At 33.5% G+C, this 17171-nt stretch carries 17 protein-coding genes; 6 read left to right on the top strand and 11 right to left on the bottom strand.

What is annotated here, in order from left to right; all coding sequences use genetic code 11:
- Positions 1 to 85: 85 nt before the first annotated feature.
- The 6 genes from Q0A18_RS02475 to Q0A18_RS02450 all read right to left on the bottom strand — a co-directional run bounded on the left by Q0A18_RS02475 (position 86) and on the right by Q0A18_RS02450 (position 4483).
- Positions 86 to 742, bottom strand: a complete 657-nt coding sequence (locus Q0A18_RS02475; RefSeq protein WP_292008590.1) for a GDSL-type esterase/lipase family protein — start codon at positions 740 to 742, stop codon at positions 86 to 88.
- A 63-nt stretch (positions 743 to 805) separates the two neighbouring features.
- Positions 806 to 1267 carry a lipocalin family protein gene (locus tag Q0A18_RS02470; RefSeq protein ID WP_292008589.1) on the bottom strand — a complete coding sequence of 154 codons (462 nt, stop codon included), beginning with the start codon at positions 1265 to 1267 and terminating at the stop codon, positions 806 to 808.
- Positions 1268 to 1436: 169 nt separating this feature from the next.
- The gene (locus tag Q0A18_RS02465) at positions 1437 to 1880 is read right to left on the bottom strand and encodes a hypothetical protein (protein WP_292008588.1); all 444 of its coding nucleotides are present in this window, start codon (positions 1878 to 1880) and stop codon (positions 1437 to 1439) included.
- 50 nt (positions 1881 to 1930) lie between these two features.
- Complete coding sequence (locus tag Q0A18_RS02460; protein WP_292008587.1) at positions 1931 to 2749, bottom strand: AraC family transcriptional regulator; 819 nt, start codon at positions 2747 to 2749, stop codon at positions 1931 to 1933.
- A 117-nt stretch (positions 2750 to 2866) separates the two neighbouring features.
- Positions 2867 to 4030, bottom strand: a complete 1164-nt coding sequence (locus tag Q0A18_RS02455; protein ID WP_292008586.1) for an iron-containing alcohol dehydrogenase — start codon at positions 4028 to 4030, stop codon at positions 2867 to 2869.
- A gap of 84 nt (positions 4031 to 4114) precedes the next feature.
- Positions 4115 to 4483, bottom strand: a complete 369-nt coding sequence (locus tag Q0A18_RS02450) for a hypothetical protein (RefSeq protein ID WP_292008585.1) — start codon at positions 4481 to 4483, stop codon at positions 4115 to 4117.
- A gap of 145 nt (positions 4484 to 4628) precedes the next feature.
- Between Q0A18_RS02450 and Q0A18_RS02445 the strand changes: the two genes are divergently transcribed.
- The 6 genes from Q0A18_RS02445 to Q0A18_RS02420 all read left to right on the top strand — a co-directional run bounded on the left by Q0A18_RS02445 (position 4629) and on the right by Q0A18_RS02420 (position 11139).
- Positions 4629 to 7163: a phosphoenolpyruvate carboxylase gene (locus Q0A18_RS02445; RefSeq protein WP_292008584.1), complete on the top strand. Its 2535-nt coding sequence runs from the start codon at positions 4629 to 4631 to the stop codon at positions 7161 to 7163.
- Between the two features lie 171 nt (positions 7164 to 7334).
- Entirely contained in the window at positions 7335 to 8462 is a 1128-nt protein-coding gene (locus Q0A18_RS02440; protein ID WP_292008583.1) for a DegT/DnrJ/EryC1/StrS family aminotransferase, read from the top strand.
- Positions 8463 to 8879, top strand: coding sequence for a hypothetical protein (locus tag Q0A18_RS02435; RefSeq protein ID WP_292008582.1), 417 nt, complete (start codon positions 8463 to 8465; stop codon positions 8877 to 8879).
- A gap of 14 nt (positions 8880 to 8893) precedes the next feature.
- A complete protein-coding gene (galE, locus tag Q0A18_RS02430; RefSeq protein WP_292008581.1) occupies positions 8894 to 9913 on the top strand; it encodes a UDP-glucose 4-epimerase GalE in 1020 nt (339 codons plus the stop codon).
- A 10-nt stretch (positions 9914 to 9923) separates the two neighbouring features.
- Positions 9924 to 10688 carry a methyltransferase domain-containing protein gene (locus Q0A18_RS02425; protein ID WP_292008580.1) on the top strand — a complete coding sequence of 255 codons (765 nt, stop codon included), beginning with the start codon at positions 9924 to 9926 and terminating at the stop codon, positions 10686 to 10688.
- 10 nt (positions 10689 to 10698) lie between these two features.
- The gene (locus Q0A18_RS02420; protein WP_292008579.1) at positions 10699 to 11139 is read left to right on the top strand and encodes an adenylyltransferase/cytidyltransferase family protein; all 441 of its coding nucleotides are present in this window, start codon (positions 10699 to 10701) and stop codon (positions 11137 to 11139) included.
- A 51-nt stretch (positions 11140 to 11190) separates the two neighbouring features.
- Here Q0A18_RS02420 and Q0A18_RS02415 read toward each other — a convergent pair whose 3' ends face one another.
- The 5 genes from Q0A18_RS02415 to pnuC all read right to left on the bottom strand — a co-directional run bounded on the left by Q0A18_RS02415 (position 11191) and on the right by pnuC (position 17064).
- On the bottom strand, positions 11191 to 13704 hold the full coding sequence (locus Q0A18_RS02415) for a TonB-dependent receptor (protein ID WP_292008578.1): 2514 nt from the start codon (positions 13702 to 13704) through the stop codon (positions 11191 to 11193).
- A gap of 170 nt (positions 13705 to 13874) precedes the next feature.
- The gene (gene mltG / locus Q0A18_RS02410; RefSeq protein WP_292008577.1) at positions 13875 to 14900 is read right to left on the bottom strand and encodes an endolytic transglycosylase MltG; all 1026 of its coding nucleotides are present in this window, start codon (positions 14898 to 14900) and stop codon (positions 13875 to 13877) included.
- A 26-nt stretch (positions 14901 to 14926) separates the two neighbouring features.
- On the bottom strand, positions 14927 to 15694 hold the full coding sequence (dapF, locus tag Q0A18_RS02405; RefSeq protein ID WP_292008576.1) for a diaminopimelate epimerase: 768 nt from the start codon (positions 15692 to 15694) through the stop codon (positions 14927 to 14929).
- A 93-nt stretch (positions 15695 to 15787) separates the two neighbouring features.
- Positions 15788 to 16390, bottom strand: coding sequence for a hypothetical protein (locus tag Q0A18_RS02400; protein ID WP_292008575.1), 603 nt, complete (start codon positions 16388 to 16390; stop codon positions 15788 to 15790).
- Positions 16391 to 16392: 2 nt separating this feature from the next.
- Positions 16393 to 17064, bottom strand: a complete 672-nt coding sequence (gene pnuC, locus Q0A18_RS02395) for a nicotinamide riboside transporter PnuC (protein WP_292008574.1) — start codon at positions 17062 to 17064, stop codon at positions 16393 to 16395.
- Between the last annotated feature and the right edge of the window lie 107 nt (positions 17065 to 17171).

Below are 17171 nucleotides of genomic sequence, written 5' to 3'. Positions count from 1 at the left end.
ATAATTGAATGAAGCTATACTCTCTAAAAATTGAATATTTTATAATCAGTAAAAAAATAAAAGCAGGCTTTAGCCCGCTTTATTATTATTTCATATAAGGGTTCATGACAGAGGTCCATAATCTGTATCCTTCAGGAGTCATATGGAGCATATCTTCTACAAAAAGGTCTTTTCTTACATTTCCTTCCGAATTCTCCATTATTTTAGTGATATCAATATATTCGGCATTTTTCTCTTTCTTCATAAAGCAGGCGATCATCTTATTCGCTTTTTTCATTTGAGGCCAAAGCTTTTCTCTGCTTGGAGAATATTTGATGGAAATATAATCCACTTCTATATTGGGAAATTTTTCACGAACCTTTTTATAGAAAGTTTTATATCGGTTTACCACTTCCTTAGCTTTAAGTTTATCATTATCCGCAAAATCATTTTCTCCGCAGTAAATGATAATTTGTTTGGGCTGATAAGGATTTAGGAGATCATTGGCATAATAATTAAGATCTGTTAATCGTGATCCTCCGAAACCTCTGTTAATAATTGTTTTATCCGGGAAATAATCGGATACATCAGTCCACTTGGTAAAAGATGAACTTCCGATTAAAAGAATAGCATTGGCGGGAGGAGGAGTTTCCTGATCCTGTTTTTTGAAATTCTGAATGTCCTGCCAGAACATGGGCTTCTTTTCCTGTGAAAAGAAAATAACAAAACTCAATAGTAAAAATACGGATAATACCTTCTTCATTGTTTAATAGAATTTAAATTAGAATATGTTCATAAAAAACTCCCGAATTTTCGGGAGAATTTTTTATCTTTTATAGGTGATATAATTATTGTCTACAATCTGATCACCGTCTACATCTATATTTCCAGCTAGCTGCATAAGCTTAAGCTCAGAGTTGGTAAGAATCACCACCCTGTATTGGAGAGCGCTTCCATCATTATAAGTAATGGTCATATCCTTCGTGTCGGGATCATAAGTATAAGTGCCTTCAACAGTCTGATTAGGTTGGCAATCTGCACCTGTTCCTGAATAGCTTGTATAAGAAGTATAATAATCCGTTCTGAATTGGGTATTGTCTTTTACGCTGCAGCCTGACGGTGTTTCAGAGAAAATTACAGTTTTATCGTCTTTTCCTGAGATAATTTCTATTTTGCTCGTCTTCCAATCTCCTTTCATCATGTCCAGCTCATAAGCCTCAATATCATCATCCTCGCAAGAAGTAAGTGCCAATGCAGAAAAGGCAAATAAAAGTAGTTGTTTTTTCATTTTCACAAATTTAAGAATATGCTAAAATATAAATAAATTTGAAATATTAATAATGAATTGGAAGGTTATTTATTATCTATAATGGATAATTTGTAATGTTATGCTTTTTTAAACATGGTTCAGTTGAATAATCAGTTGTTTATAATCCGGGTAGTGATTGGAAATTAACCTACTCTCTCTTATGGGATAATTGGATCCCGTCTTTAATATTCATTCCAATCATGGTAAGATTGGCCAGCCCACAGAAGAACTCTAATAACTGAAATATAAGGAAAGTTGTATTGAGTGCAATATAATGAGAATAGTAGTAAAGAAAACCGGCTAATAATATAAGAAGAATTCCATTTGCCAATATGAATTTCATCCGCTTTTGCTTGATGAGTATTAAGATATTCTGTGATTTTCCGGCCAATTTCTTTCCTGTAATAGCTAATGCGGGCATTGTAATAATCATTAGTGGTAAACCTACTAATATATTTCTTTTTACATTTTTGATTAAACCTTCATTCCCATTTATTTCTGCAAATAATGACATACTGAAGAAAATAAGGATGGTTGAAAAAGAGATGATGCTTGCTATAATGTGAATTCTGATAATACCTTTACGTTCCATACTTTGTTGTTTTTAATTTTATTTCAACAAAGGTCATTTAAAAGAAAATCTTAAAATTGTAAAAAACGGAAGCTGTGAATTTCTTTTTTTAATTCACCAGGTGATTTTCCTGTAATATTTTTTATCTCATGAATGAAATGCGACTGATCAAAATACTCATTTTCGTAAGTGATATTGGATAGAGAATCGTTGGAATGCTTCATCTGAAAAGCAATCTGTCTTATTTTTACCAAACGGATATATTCTTTTGGCGAGCACCCGATATGTTTATTGAAATGAGACCTTATAGTTCTTTCTGAAACCTGAAATTGTATGGCAAGATCTTTAATCTGAATCTGTCCTTGGTGTTGATGGATGGTTCGTACAAGTTGGGTTATTAGGGATAAATCCCGTATCAATATATTTTCTAAAAAAATATTTTCTATCTCTTCAAACATTTGTGCAGGATCAGAAATAGTGTTGATTTTATTTTTAAAGGAAATAGCATTCATATTAAATAAATCTTGGGTGTTGATTAACCAAGGCAATTGATGAATAGGTTCATTTGTATAATAAGCCAGACAATATGGCTGTACGTGGGCTCCAAGTATTTTTATTTTTTCGCTTTGAGGACGTACTGTGATGTGGTCTGTAGAAATTCTTGAAATAATCATATCTTTTGATAATTCCTGATTTTGTGTATGGTTGGTAACAAGAAAAGGATGATTGAAAAAATATCCGAAAGTTATCCTGGGAAAAGGGAACATATATTCTTCACCGACCAATTTTAGCTCTTCTAGCGTCGTATCCAGATAAAAATATTCATCTACTATGGTTGAAAGAAATTTATCTATGGGCTTTTGGGTGATCCAAAGTTGGGCGATATCCATTCGTTATGTTTCTAATAACTAAAATATAAAAAATTAGATTTATAAGTAGAGTTTATTTGGTGAATATGATTTGATTAAAAAATAAAAAACGATTCCTAAAAGAATCGTTTTTTATTTTTAGTAGCTCATTTCTACAATTTTATAGGCATCCTGAGGAGTAAGCTTTTTATATTCTCCTAAACCTAACCAATTTCTTTCGGTAAAAGCTTTTTCAACCCTTTCAGCCGTACCTTTATAATCTTCTGTGTATTCGGAAAGTCTGGTTTGAATATGTAAACTATGGAAAAATTCTTCCAGTTTCTTAATTCCTAACTCAGCTTTTTCTTCAATACTGCCGTCTTTGATATTCCATACTCTTTCGGCATATTGAGCTAATTTGCCTTTTTTTGCTTCAAAATTATAGCGGTAATGGGACGGAGCAATGATTGCCAACGTTCTGGCGTGATCTATTCCGAAATAAGCTGTTAATTCATGTCCCATAGCATGAACGGCCCAATCTGTAATAACTCCTTTCTGAATAAGTCCGTTAAGAGCCATGGTGCAGCACCACATGAAGTTTCCTGCTGCATCATAATTAAAATCGTCTGCTAAAACTTTGGGGGCTGTTTCCTGTAGGCTGATCAGAATACTTTCAGCAATTCTTTCCTGTAAATCAGCAGAAGAAGGAGCGGTCATATATTGTTCAAGAACATGAGTGTAAGCATCTGTAATACCATTAACAATCTGATTTTTAGGAATACTTTTTACTACTTCAGGGTCTAATACGGAGAATTGCGGAAATAGACCGGGACCTCCTGAAGATAGCTTTTCGTTGGTTTCTCTTCTTGAAATAACATATCCCGAATTCATTTCCGAACCTGTTGCCGGTAAAGTAAGAACACTCCCAAAAGGCATTCCTTCACCTTCGAAAGTTCTTAACTGATTTCTAAGGATTTCCCATGGCTGGCCCTTATAGTTGGCTGCAGCAGAAAGAAATTTTGTACCGTCGATTACAGATCCTCCACCTACGGCTAAAAGGAAGTTTATATTATTTTCTTTGATAAAATCTAATGCAGTAACAAGCACTTCATATTCAGGGTTGGCAGGAACGCCACCGAATTCATAAAGCTGATGATCTTTTAATGCTTCTTTTACCTGATCGTATACTCCGTTATTTTTGATGCTTCCTCCTCCGTAGATCATTAGGATTTTAGCATCTTTGGGAATTTCATTAGAAATTTTAGCAATTTCACCTTTCCCAAAAAGTATTTTTGTTGGATTTTTTAATTCAAAATTAAGCATTGTTTTTTACGTTTTTGATAATTCAAATGTACGGAATACGTCATGAAAATTAAGTTAAGGAAACTTTAAAATTGATGTGAGATTTTATTTCAAATTATAAAGATATATAGCATAATTTACCATGTCGTATAAATCACTTGGTTTTATTTTTGAGTATTTTTTACGGTAATCATTGATCATTTTATCGAAGTTAAAATCGGAATACTCATCGTAATCAGAGACCTTACTGGCAGTCTCAAAATACTTGGACTCCTTAGACTTTGAGATTTCCTGATATAAATCATTTTTAAAATTTCTTATATAGTCCACTCTTTTTTGATCATAAGTTCCAAGGTTATAAAGAATAAGTTTTCTTTTTATTTTTACTTCAACTTCTTTAGAATCAGATGTTTGAAACTCAAATGCTAGATCGGAAAAACAGACAAAATCGTAAGTCGGATATTGTGATTTCATGGAATAGGATTTTAATTATATGAATCGTCTTAGTTTTTTTGCAAGTAATCAAAGCTAAATAATAATCTGAAGATTTCATAGAGAAATTAGCAATTAATTATTTTAAAATGTGAAAAATGCAAACAAAATCCATTAAATTTGTTATATGATACATGACCAACGCGCAGAAAAATTCAGGCAGATTGTGGAAAATAAATTCCAGATCTATAATTCATTATTTATGAGCCTGCCTTATGATAAAATGACTAATATCGGAATGCTTCTTCCGTTTTTATATGAAGAAAGCAGAATAGGCTATGATAAAGGAAAAACACCGGAAGATATTGTAGAAGAATTCTTTCAAAATCATACAGATCTTCAGACGGAAGAACAAAAACTGGAACTGCTGTTTAAAATTATTCAGTATATTGAAAGACAGGTTGTACTTTTCGATAGTATAGAAGATGCAGCTTTTCCAAGCTTACATTCGGAAAGTGACAGCGGAACGGTAACGAACCTTTTTGAACGCTCTCTTCAGGATCACAAATTGGAAAAAGTGAGAGAAAAACTGAGAGATTTTACAGTGAAGATAGTCTTTACAGCTCACCCGACTCAGTTTTATCCGAGCTCAGTTCAGCGTATTATTCATGATCTGAGGAATGCGATTACTACTGATTCCATTACCAATATAGACGTATTACTTCAGCAGTTGGGAAAAACGCCTTTTGTAAATAAAGAAAAGCCAACTCCTATTGATGAAGCACTAAGCATTATTTATTATCTGAGGTATGTGTATTATGATACGATCGGGGAATTATTTACTAAAATCAAAAAAACTTTTGAAAACGGACATCCTCATATTCATGAAGATCTTATTCAGCTGGGGTTTTGGCCTGGAGGAGACCGAGATGGAAATCCTTTTGTAACGGCAGATGTTACCAGAAGAGTAGCTGAAGAGCTTCGTTCAGCCATCCTAAAATCCTATTACAGTCATTTGAAATATATCAGAAGACGACTAAGCTTTCGTGGAGTATCAGAAGTTTTAACTGTATTAAGTGATGAATTGTATAATGCAATCTTTAAAAATGAAAAAATAACGGCTGAAAATATTATTAAAAGAATAGATGAAGCTGAAAAAATACTGGTTGATGAACATAATTCTTTGTTTCTGGATCTTTTAGTTAATTTCAGAGATCGGGTAAAGATTTTCGGAACTCATTTTGCCACCTTGGATATCCGCCAGGACAGCAGGATTCATCAAAAAGTAATTGATGAGGTATACGCTAAGGTTTTTGGAAACCCGGATGCAGACTTTAATCAAAAGTTCAGCCAACTTATAGAAAAATCTGAAATGGTGAATTCCGGTGATTTTGAAGATATCGTTCAGGATACTCTAAAAACAGTTGTCCAGGTAAAAGAGATCCAGCAATTAAACGGATACCGTGGAATGAATCGTTATATTATATCCAATTCTGATGCAATAAAAGATGTGATGAATGTCTATGCATTTTTTAAGATTTCCGGATATAGGGATGAAGATATTCAAGTGGATATTGTTCCTCTTTTTGAAACAATGGAGGGGCTTGATAAAGCAGAAAGTGTAATGATGGAATTGTATCGGAATCCTGTTTATAAAAACCATCTTGAAAGAAGAGGAAACCAACAGACGATTATGTTGGGGTTCTCTGACGGAACAAAAGATGGAGGTTATTTAAAAGCCAACTGGGAAATCTACAAAGCTAAAGAAGTTCTAACCCGAATATCTGAACAAAACGGAATAAAAGTAGTTTTCTTCGACGGAAGAGGAGGTCCGCCGGCAAGAGGTGGAGGTAAAACTCACGATTTCTATGCCTCACAGGGAAAAACAATTGCCAATAATAAAATAGAACTGACTATTCAGGGACAAACGATTACGAGTATTTTCGGAAATAAAGAGCAGGCTAAATATAACTTTGAACAGTTGCTGACAGCCGGAGTGGAAAATGATGTTTTTAAGAATTCTAAAAAAGATCTGACTGAAAAAGAAAGGGCTTTGATTATAGAATTGGCAGATACCAGTTACAAAAAATATTCTGATCTGAAAGCACATCCTATGTTTGTCGCTTACCTTCAGGAAATGAGTACTCTTGAATATTATGGAAAAACAAATATAGGAAGCCGTCCGTCCAAAAGAGGAAACGGAGATGAACTTAAATTTGAGGATCTTAGAGCTATTCCTTTTGTGGGATCATGGTCTCAGCTGAAACAGAATGTTCCGGGATTCTTTGGTTTTGGTTTTGCGATGAATGAAATGAAAAAACAGGGAAGGTTTGAAGAGGTGAAAGAGCTTTATAAAGGATCTGATTTCTTTAAAACATTGGTGTTAAATTCAATGATGAGTATGAACAAATCTTATTTTCCTTTGACCTATTATATCAAAAACAACCCTAAGTTCGGAGCTTTCTGGAATGTTCTTTTTGATGAATATACCCTTTCAAAAGATATAATGCTTGAGCTTACAGGATTTAAAGTATTGCAGGAAGAAGATCCACTTTCCAGAAAATCAGTGAAAGTCCGAGAAAAGATTGTTTTACCGCTGTTGAGTATCCAGCAATATGCATTGATGAAAATTCAGAAAGGAGAAGGAGACAGGGAAGCTTATGAAAAACTGGTAATTCGTTCACTGTTTGGAAATATCAATGCCAGTAGAAATTCAGCTTAATTGTGTTGTTTGAAGATATTCAATGACGAAAAGACTAAGGGCTATGAACATAATTTTTAACCCTATAAATTTACTGTTTCTCATACAGAATGTATTGATAAACATAAAAACAAAGCCAATAAAATTTTTAGAGGGACTTTAAAATCCTTATTTTTACAGAAATATTTTTTTATGAAAAAAATTCAGATGGTTGACTTGCAAAGTCAGTATTACAAAATAAAGAATGATGTTGATAATGCAGTTTTAAATGTACTGGATTCAGCTGCTTTTGTTAACGGACCTGAAGTAAAGTCTTTCCAGAATGAATTGGAATCTTATTTGGACGTAAGCCATGTTATTCCTTGTGCTAACGGAACAGATGCCTTACAAATTGCATTAATGGCTCTGGATCTTCAGGAAGGAGATGAGGTTATTACTGCGGATTTTACTTTTGCGGCTACAGTAGAAGTTATTCATTTGTTAAAACTGAAATCTGTACTGGTGGATGTTGATTATGATACTTTTACCATTTCCCCAGAGCAGATTAAAAAGGCCATTACATCTAAAACAAAAGCGATTATTCCTGTTCACCTTTTCGGACAATGTGCTAATATGGAGGAAATCCTTAAAATAGCTAAAGAGCATAATCTATATGTAATTGAAGATAATGCACAGGCTATAGGTTCTGAATATACATTTTCTGATGGAACTGTAAAAAAAGCAGGTACAATGGGGACAATTGGCACCACATCTTTCTTTCCGTCTAAAAATCTAGGCTGTTATGGAGACGGTGGAGCTATTTTTACTCAAGATGATGCACTGGCTCACCGCTTAAGAGGAATTGTAAACCATGGGATGTATGAAAGATATTATCATGATGAAGTAGGAGTGAATTCCCGTTTGGATAGTGTACAGGCTGCTGTACTGAGAAAAAAACTTCCTCATCTGGATTCTTATAATGAGGCAAGAAGCAAAGCAGCTGATTTTTATGATGAAGCTTTTACAGGGCATGCTGATATTCTTGTTCCTCAGAGAGCTAAAAACTCTACTCATGTATTCCATCAGTATACGTTAAGAATTCTGAATGGAAAGCGTAATGAACTGCAACAGTTCTTAAATGAGAAAGAAATTCCGGCGATGATCTATTATCCTGTAGCTTTAAGAAAACAGAAAGCTTATTTTCAGGAAAGTAATGCTTCAGACTTTGTGAATACGGATAAACTGCTGGATCAGGTGATTTCTCTTCCAATGCATACCGAATTGGATGAAGAACAGTTGAAGTATATCACGGATGCTGTACTGGAGTTTATGGATAAATAAATGAGCTACCGAAGAAGAGTATTTAGAAAAAAGATTGTTTACTACCTAGCTGTTACAGTTAGTCTTATGCTTTTTATTTTCTCTGCAATGCTAATTTTTGCATTGTTTAAAAACTTTAATATTTTTACTTTACTCTTTGTGGGGGGCGCAATTATTTTAAATGCATTCGCATTTATTAATCTGGTTGAAAAATATGATAAAGCGGTCTTATTTCTAAATCTTAGTATATCATTATTTATACTTTTTACGGTTTATTTAGCTATAATAAGTTTTTTAAACCGGGAGATTGAGCGAATAACAGATGCTCCTTCCCTTAAATATTTGGTTTTCTTTACAGTGTTTCTAATAATTATAAACAGATACAAGGCTGAAGTAAATTATAGTGAAATAGAAGAAATAGGAAAGCAAGAAGAATAAAATTATTACACAAAATGGCGATACTTGTTACAGGCGGGCTCGGATACATTGGTTCTCACACTGTTGTGGAACTTTTAAATAATAACTTTGAAGTGGTTATTGTGGATGATCTGTCTAATTCAGAAAAATTTATTTTAAAAAATATAGAAGAAATTACGGGTAAGAAACCTGTTTTTTATCCCTTTGATTTAAAGAGAAAAGAACTTCTTGAACAGGTTTTTGAAGCCCATCCAATTGACGGATGTATTAATTTTGCGGCTTATAAAGCGGTAGGAGAGAGTCAGGAAAAACCCATAGATTATTATGAGAATAATTTGTTTTCTTTGATTAATATTCTTCAGGAGTTCAAAAAGAGAGGTATCACCAATTTCATTTTCAGTTCATCCTGTACAGTATACGGACAGGCAGATACAATGCCTATCGATGAGAATACTCCCTTAAAAACTCCGGAAAGTGTATATGGAAAAACGAAACAAATGGGGGAAGAAATCTTAAGGGATTTTGCTATTGGCTATCAAAAGAAAATTTCTTTGTTACGATATTTTAATCCTATTGGAGCCCATCCGTCTGCAAAAATTGGGGAGCTTCCTATAGGTATTCCTAATAATTTGGTTCCTTATGTTGTACAGACTGCGGCAGGAATCAGAGAAAGATTAAGTATCTGGGGGGATGATTATCCTACAGAAGACGGAACTGCTGTACGTGATTATATCTATGTTGTTGATTTAGCAAAAGCTCATGTTGCAGCATTAAAAAGTTTAATGAATAACCCGTCTGATCAAACGGTAATAGATGTATATAATCTGGGAACAGGAAAAGGATCTTCCGTTTTGGATGTTGTAAAGGCTTTTGAGGCAGCGACAGGGATTAACGTTCCCTATCAGATCTGTGATAGGAGAGAAGGAGATATTACGGTAGCTTATGCTAATGCTGATAAAGCAGAAAAAGAGCTTGGGTGGAAATCCGAAACCTCTTTGGAAGATGCTTTGAAGACCTCCTGGGAATGGCAAAAATATGTAACTTCACGAAGTTAATTCTTTAATTATGGCATGGAATCCTGAAGTTTATAATCAGTTTAAAGATGAACGTTCAGCACCCTTCTTTGATCTTCTTGCATTAGTCGAATCAAAAACAGGGTTGTCTGTAATTGATTTAGGTTGTGGTACAGGAGAGCTTACCTCTAAAGTATTGGATTATCTGGAAGATTCAAAGATTCTGGGTATAGATTCCTCTGCGGAAATGCTGGAGAAAGCAAAACATTTTGAAACAAGCAGATTATCTTTTCAAAACAAAAATATAGAAGATCAGTTAAACGTAAATGACACCTTTGATCTGATTATTTCCAATGCAGCTTTGCAGTGGTGCTCTAACCATGAAGAACTGTTTCCAAGAATCATAAGTATGCTCAATAAAGGAGGACAGTTAGCTGTTCAGGTCCCTTCCAATCATAACTATATAGTTCATCAGCTATTAAAGGGAGTCGCACAGAAAGAACCCTATAAAACAGCTCTTAATTCATGGCTGAGGGATCATAATGTGCTGGCTATTGAGGAATATGCAAAACTGTTGTTTAATAATGGGGGAAAAGAAATATTGGTTTTTGAAAAAGTATACCCTCATATACTGGAAAATGCAGAAGCTGTATATACCTGGATTTCTGCGACTACAATGCTTCCTTATATGGAGAAGTTACCAGCTGACTTAAAAGAAGGGTTTAAAAACGATTATCAAAAAGAACTAAAAACCACTTTTCCTGAAACACCGGTATTTTATCCTTTTAAAAGAACCTTTATTTCAGCGAAATTTTAAAAATTATAATATGAAAACAGAAAGAATAGGGATTACATTTTCATCATTTGATTTGCTTCATGCAGGGCATATCAAAATGCTGGAAGAAGCTAAAACAGTATGTGATTATCTGATTGTGGGATTGCAGATAGATCCTTCCCATGATCGTCCTAATAAAAATAAACCTACGCAGACCATTGTAGAAAGATATATTCAGTTAAAAGCGGTGAATGCTGTAGACGAGATTGTTCCTTATTATACCGAAGAAGATTTAGAAGATATTCTTAAATCTTTTGTCATTGACGTGAGAATAATCGGAGATGATTATATGGATAGAGATTTCACCGGCAAAAAATACTGTGAGGAAAAAGGTATTGAAATCTATTATAATAAAAGAGACCATAGGTTTTCTTCAAGTGACCTGAGAAAAAGGATTTATGAAGCTGAGAAAAACAAAACAGATACAAAATAAAAAATCCCGAAATCATCAAAGATTTCGGGATTTTTTCATCTATTTTTATATTTACATTGGAGCCTGCTGATCGTCTCCTGCAGCATTAGAATTAATATCTTTTTTCTTTTTAGGTTGCTCTATTTTTTCTCCCTGCTTAAATCTGTAGGTTAAAGAAATAGCGAATTGTCTTGGTTGCCACTGCATGTAAGAATTTCTAGTGAAATCTGTTCCATAAGTAGTGGATTTCATAGCTCTGGTATTGAAAATATCCTGGATGTTAAAACTAAGAGTCCCATCTCCTTTCCATATTGTTTTTGATGCACCAAAGTTAATAGCATACATATCTTTTCTATCTTGACTCTCTGTTTTCTGACCTCCTCTATAGAAGCCTTGAATCTGAAAACTAAATGTTTTATCTACTTTAAAAGTGGTAGTAAGTCTTGTTCTGGTAGAAAATCCACTTCCGTTAAAAGACATGGGTTCCGTCATTGTTTCAGGATCGAAATAAGTACCTTTTGTTTTATAACCAAATAAATCTATATTCCCTAAGAATTTTAACCATTTTGTAGCATCCCAGTTAAAGTTGAAATCTAACCCATAACGGTCATCAGAACCCAGATTAATAGGTTTTGTATGGAATGTTGTAAAGTCAACACCGTTCTGAGTGGTTTGAGTACTATAAACTAACATTTTTACATCATCTGAAGAATGTCTATAGTAAAGAGTTGGGTTAATTGTGAAGTTTTTCTTAGAAATACTGTATCCGAATTCATATGAATCTACATAAGAAGGATTCAAATCAATATTTCCATCAAAGATATTCTGGTTATCGCTGTAACTAGGGTTAGGAATCATGAAGAAAGATCGTGGACGGTCAATTCTTCTAGAGTAATTAACTAAGAACTGGTTATCCTTTGATATTTCATAACTTAAAAATACACTAGGAAAAAGGTTATTATAATTTTTCGTGGTATTTTTTGCTCCGCCACTTAGATTTAAATAATCTATATCCACCTTAGATATTTCATCTCTCAATCCTAACTGATAACCTAATGGTCCTATTTTGCTTTTAAACTGAAGATAGAAAGCATTAAACATTTCCTTATAATTGGCATTGTAAGAGTAATCGCCCAGATATCCTAAAGTAGGATTGGAAACAGTACTTTCCATAACCATATTATCATATTCATTTCTATTAACATCTAATCTGTACCCGGCTTCCAATCTGGAGCTTTCACCAATAGGCAATTCGTAATCAGCTTTTGCTACAACTGATTTATTGACAGTACGCTGGTTAACAAAATCCTGAAGCTGGAAAATACCATCCTTAGTATCGTTAATATCAGTATCATTGTTGGTACGGTTTCTTTGTAAGCTTAATGACAATGAAATATTCTGCCCATTATCATCAAATTTATGATCTAACCCAAAATCACCTTGAAAAGCAAGATTATTATTATTACCTGTACTTAACCTTTGTCTTGATGAGCTTGTATTATCCGTAAAATAATCATAATAATTAATTGTTCCGTTGCTTTGGCTGTCAAAGGTTCTTACAGTACCGGATGCGTTTACTGATGTTTTATCTGTAATGTCATAAGTTAATCCTGCAGAAGCATTATAACTATCATTTTTATTTTTGGTTATCGATTCATTATTGGTTTGTTGTGTAGTCCCACTATTGAACCATGAGTCATTTCTACTGGTGTTTTTAGATTCCCTGTAACTACCTCCACCATTCAAGAACCATGTGAATTTTCCCTTTCTCCAGTTTAAACTTGTATTTAGTAAAGTTTGTGGAAGGTATCCTAAAGTTCCCGTAACACTTCCGTTAAATCCGGCTTTATTATTTTTCTTGAGAATAATATTGAGGATACCGGCTGTTCCGCTTGCTTCAAATTTAGAAGAAGGGTTAGTAATTACTTCTATTTTTTCAATCTGATCGGCTGGAATACTTTGCAGTGCGTTGGCTCCGTCGTCAATCCCTAATAAGGCAGAAGGTTTCCCGTTGATGAGGAATTTTACATTAGAACTACCTCTCATTGATACGGTCCCGTCCGTATCTACCGACACAGAAGGCACATTGGTTAAAACGTCCTGAAGGTTCCCTCCCTTACTAACGATATCCTGAGAAGGATCATATGTTTTTTTATCTAATTCTACCTTGTAAGGTTTGGTAGCCTGTACGGTAATGGTCACTCCCTGGATATCACCCGTTTTCATATTCGTAGCACTTGCTTCAGGCTCGATGGATAAAGCTCCGATATTTCCGGCAGAAGTAATTTGTTTGTTGATTATGCTCTTTTTGTAATCAATCGCTTCTACGCTGATATCATAATTCCCGGGGGTAAGATTGAGTTTATACTGTCCTTTTTCATCTGTAAGTGAAGCATCGCTGAATAATTTGTTTTCTTTGTTACTGAATGTAACTGATGCATAAGGTACAGGCTGGTTATCTTTATTGACTACAGTTCCTGTAATACTCACTTTTTCCTGTGCAAAAGCAAAAGCTGCAGCAGAAAGAACAAAGGTAAGAGCCAGTGTTTTTTTTGTGAAAATGTTAATGATTTCCGTCTGATTCATAGGGTGATTTTTTTGTGTAAAATCGTAGCATATTATTTATAATATTATTAAATTAATAAATTGCTTAATCTTGTAATATTACGATTAGTTTATGATCTACAAATGTATATGTCGTTTTTAAGTTTTAAATGTTAGTTATTAATTTGTTAAATTAAAGTTAAATTAATTAATTATTTTATATTTTTTGAATTCAGCCAGTCCTGATATGCCTTAGCATTAATAGCATGTTCTGCAGCATTATCCGTAAATTTATGATAACCCAATCTTGCTGGATCAGCACACATAAAAATATAATTGTTATTTTCAGCATCAAGTACTGCATCTACCGAATTTTTATCTACAATGCATATCGGTCCGGGAGGAATTCCTGCATTTGCATACGTATTATAAGGTGATGGAGTCGTAAGATGTTTATATAATACTCTTTTGATAGGCTGAGAAAAATTCGTCTGTTTATTGATAGCATAAATTACCGTAGGGTCAGACTGTAATTTCATCCCCTTTTTATATCTATTCAGGTATAATCCTGCGATTGTTCTCATTTCATCTTTTTTACCTCCGGATTCTTTATATACAATTGAGGCTAAAGCATAAATCTGTTCTCTGTTTAAACCGGATTGCTGTTCTTTCTGTTTTCTTTCTTCATTCCAAAAAGAGGAGTACTGATCTTCGAATTTTTTGAAAAATTCCTTAGGAGTTACAGTCCAGAAAAAGTTATATGTATCAATGAAGAAATATTTTTTAAGATCTTCAGCATTAGTATACCCTTTTTCTCTAGCTATTGTATTTAACCCGTTAACAAATTTCAAAGAATCCAGTTCTGTTTTTTTTGCTACTTTCCCTATCATTTGATATACATCCCCAAAGTCTCCGATACGAAAAGTATTTGCCGTTTGGTTACCAGCTTTAATCATATTGACAAGAGAAGTATTTCCTGTTCCGCTTTGGAAATGATAACGTCCCGGTTTAAAATATTTATCCAGATTTTTATCCTTGGCAACAGCTTCAAATAATTCTTTGTTTTTAACGTAAGGCTGAACGGAGTCTACTATTTGAGCAAGATTGGCCCCGTGTGGAATTAATACATAACCATCTTTCTCAACATTATTTCCGTAATATTTGTTATAAAATCTTAAACCAAAAAAACCAGCTACTGCAATAATAAGCAGCACGATAATGAGAATTATTTTTTTCATTATTAAATTGATTAAAAGTTTTTATCTTAATGAAGGTCTACTTTTCCTTTGAAAACTTGTTTTGCAGGACCCTCAAGCCAAATATTATGGAATGAATCTTCATCCTTTTCAGCATATACCTTAAGATCTCCTCCTAAAGTTTTAACTTTTACAGAGATTAGATTATTCTTTTTTAAAAAAGTTAAAGCTGAAGCTGTAACTCCTGTTCCACAACTGTAAGTTTCATCTTCTACACCACGTTCATATGTTCTTACAAATATCTCATTTTCAGATACTTTTTCTACAAAATTCACATTGATTCCTTGTTGAAAATAATTTTCAGAATTTCTGATTCCATGTCCTTCAGCGAAGACATTGTAATTAATAAGGTCTTCCACATATTTTACATAATGAGGAGAACCTGTATCCAGAACAGCATCTTCTCCATCATTGGAAATTTGTTTGACGTCAATCATTTTAAGTTTGACAATACCATTATGTATTTCCGCCTGGTGTTCTCCATCGATAGCAATAAAAGAACATCTGCTTTCGAAAATATCCAGGAAGAAAGCAAATGCCACTAAACATCTTCCTCCATTTCCACACATGGTACTTTCGTTGCCATCAGAATTATAATACACCATTTTAAAATCATAGTGGTCATCATTTTCCAATAAGATCAGACCATCTGCTCCTATACCAAAACGTCTGTCACAAAGTTTTTTAATAATGTCTTTATTTTTTGGAAACTGAAGATCACGGTTATCTACCATTACAAAGTCGTTTCCTGTTCCTTGATATTTATAAAATTCCATACTGTTTTTCTAAAAAATGAACTTGCAAAATTACTATATTTAAAACAAAAAACGAACAGTGTAAACTGTCCGTTTTCTTATTTATAATCATTATTATCTTCTGAATCCAGAGCTTCCTGATGTACTTCTGTTAGATGAAGAAGAGGAAGGGGTGGAAGGCGTGGTGTTCCTAAATCCACTGTTACTGTTATTATTACTATTATTAGTGGAAGGAGTAGTGTTTCTGAACCCGCTGTTACTATTAGTATTAGTAGAAGGTGTGTTATTTCTATAATTATTATTAGTATTTCCTCCCTGATTATTCTGATTACTGTTCGTAGGGTTTCTATATCCTCCGTTAGAATTACCGGAACTATTACTGTTATTATTTCTGTAACGGGAGTTGGTATTGCTAATCCCGTTATTAGGTCTTGTTGAGGAGCTTTTCTCTACATATATCTTCTTTCTGTTGCTACCGCTTCCGTAATAATAGTACGGAACGCCGCTATCGTAATAGTAGCGTATATCATTTCTGTAGTAATATCCATCGTTTCCATAATATCCTCCATTTCCATAATAATTAGATGGAGCATAATAATATCCGTTATTATAGTACGGATCTCCATATCCGGAGCTATAACCATCAGTATATGCAAAGCAAGATGCTAAGCTTGCCATAGCCAATAAACTGAATGCTATTTTAAATAAGTTTTTCATAATCATATTCTATTTTTTTCTTTATAACTTTTTTTCCAATTGATGTACCCTAAGATAGCCATTATAGTAAATACCAAATATTGAACCGAAGTGATTCCTAGCCCCTTAAAAATCATCATAGGAATACAAATAAAATCTCCTATAATCCAGAATATCCAGTTTTCAATACGTTGTTTGGCCATCATCCACATTCCCACAAGAAATATAGAAGTAGTAAGAACATCCAGCCAATTGGCCCAATCCAGATGATATAATCCAAGAGTAATGTCTTCCATGGAAAATTGATTATCTATATAGGGCTTATAATAATAAACAATCGTTACTAAAATTATACTTACAAAAAAAAGCAGTGAGGCGAAGAACCATTCCTTTTTTGTAGCCCAGCTTACCTCTACATGAACTTTGTCTTCAGAATTCCTAGACCATAAGATCCAGCCGTAAATACTCATCGAAGTATAGTAGACATTGATCATACAATCACCTAATAAACCAAAGTTAAAAAGTATGTAAACGTAAATTAATGTAGAAATAATTCCGGTAGGGTATACCCATATGTTTTTTTTAACTGAAAAATATACACTTAATATGCCGAAAAAAGCACCTGATACTTCTAATATGATTTGTATTGTAGTATAGTTTTCATAGGGCTTTACGAAGAGGTCGTACAGATTCATGAGGTCAAAAATACTAAAAATAAATATTCTTAAAATAGTTAAAATCTATCCAAAATGATTTTTTGTTTAAATTAAATAATGAAAATTTGCCAATAAATACACAAGTT

The organism is Chryseobacterium sp., from assembly GCF_022712095.1.
GTDB lineage: Bacteria > Bacteroidota > Bacteroidia > Flavobacteriales > Weeksellaceae > Chryseobacterium.
The sequence above is the reverse complement of the archived record's forward strand: the minus strand, read 5'-3'. Positions and strand labels throughout refer to the sequence as shown.

Coding starts and splice junctions, on each gene's coding strand:
- pnuC (WP_292008574.1), bottom strand. CDS start 17,064: ATGAATCTGTACGACCTCTTCGTAAAGCCCTATGAAAACTATACTACA.
- Q0A18_RS02450 (WP_292008585.1), bottom strand. CDS start 4,483: ATGAAATCACAATATCCGACTTACGATTTTGTCTGTTTTTCCGATCTA.
- Q0A18_RS02455 (WP_292008586.1), bottom strand. CDS start 4,030: ATGCTTAATTTTGAATTAAAAAATCCAACAAAAATACTTTTTGGGAAA.
- Q0A18_RS02445 (WP_292008584.1), top strand. CDS start 4,629: ATGATACATGACCAACGCGCAGAAAAATTCAGGCAGATTGTGGAAAAT.
- Q0A18_RS02400 (WP_292008575.1), bottom strand. CDS start 16,390: ATGAAAAACTTATTTAAAATAGCATTCAGTTTATTGGCTATGGCAAGC.
- galE (WP_292008581.1), top strand. CDS start 8,894: ATGGCGATACTTGTTACAGGCGGGCTCGGATACATTGGTTCTCACACT.
- Q0A18_RS02435 (WP_292008582.1), top strand. CDS start 8,463: ATGAGCTACCGAAGAAGAGTATTTAGAAAAAAGATTGTTTACTACCTA.
- Q0A18_RS02460 (WP_292008587.1), bottom strand. CDS start 2,749: ATGGATATCGCCCAACTTTGGATCACCCAAAAGCCCATAGATAAATTT.
- Q0A18_RS02420 (WP_292008579.1), top strand. CDS start 10,699: ATGAAAACAGAAAGAATAGGGATTACATTTTCATCATTTGATTTGCTT.
- Q0A18_RS02440 (WP_292008583.1), top strand. CDS start 7,335: ATGAAAAAAATTCAGATGGTTGACTTGCAAAGTCAGTATTACAAAATA.
- Q0A18_RS02475 (WP_292008590.1), bottom strand. CDS start 742: ATGAAGAAGGTATTATCCGTATTTTTACTATTGAGTTTTGTTATTTTC.
- Q0A18_RS02415 (WP_292008578.1), bottom strand. CDS start 13,704: ATGAATCAGACGGAAATCATTAACATTTTCACAAAAAAAACACTGGCT.
- Q0A18_RS02465 (WP_292008588.1), bottom strand. CDS start 1,880: ATGGAACGTAAAGGTATTATCAGAATTCACATTATAGCAAGCATCATC.
- dapF (WP_292008576.1), bottom strand. CDS start 15,694: ATGGAATTTTATAAATATCAAGGAACAGGAAACGACTTTGTAATGGTA.
- Q0A18_RS02425 (WP_292008580.1), top strand. CDS start 9,924: ATGGCATGGAATCCTGAAGTTTATAATCAGTTTAAAGATGAACGTTCA.
- mltG (WP_292008577.1), bottom strand. CDS start 14,900: ATGAAAAAAATAATTCTCATTATCGTGCTGCTTATTATTGCAGTAGCT.
- Q0A18_RS02470 (WP_292008589.1), bottom strand. CDS start 1,267: ATGAAAAAACAACTACTTTTATTTGCCTTTTCTGCATTGGCACTTACT.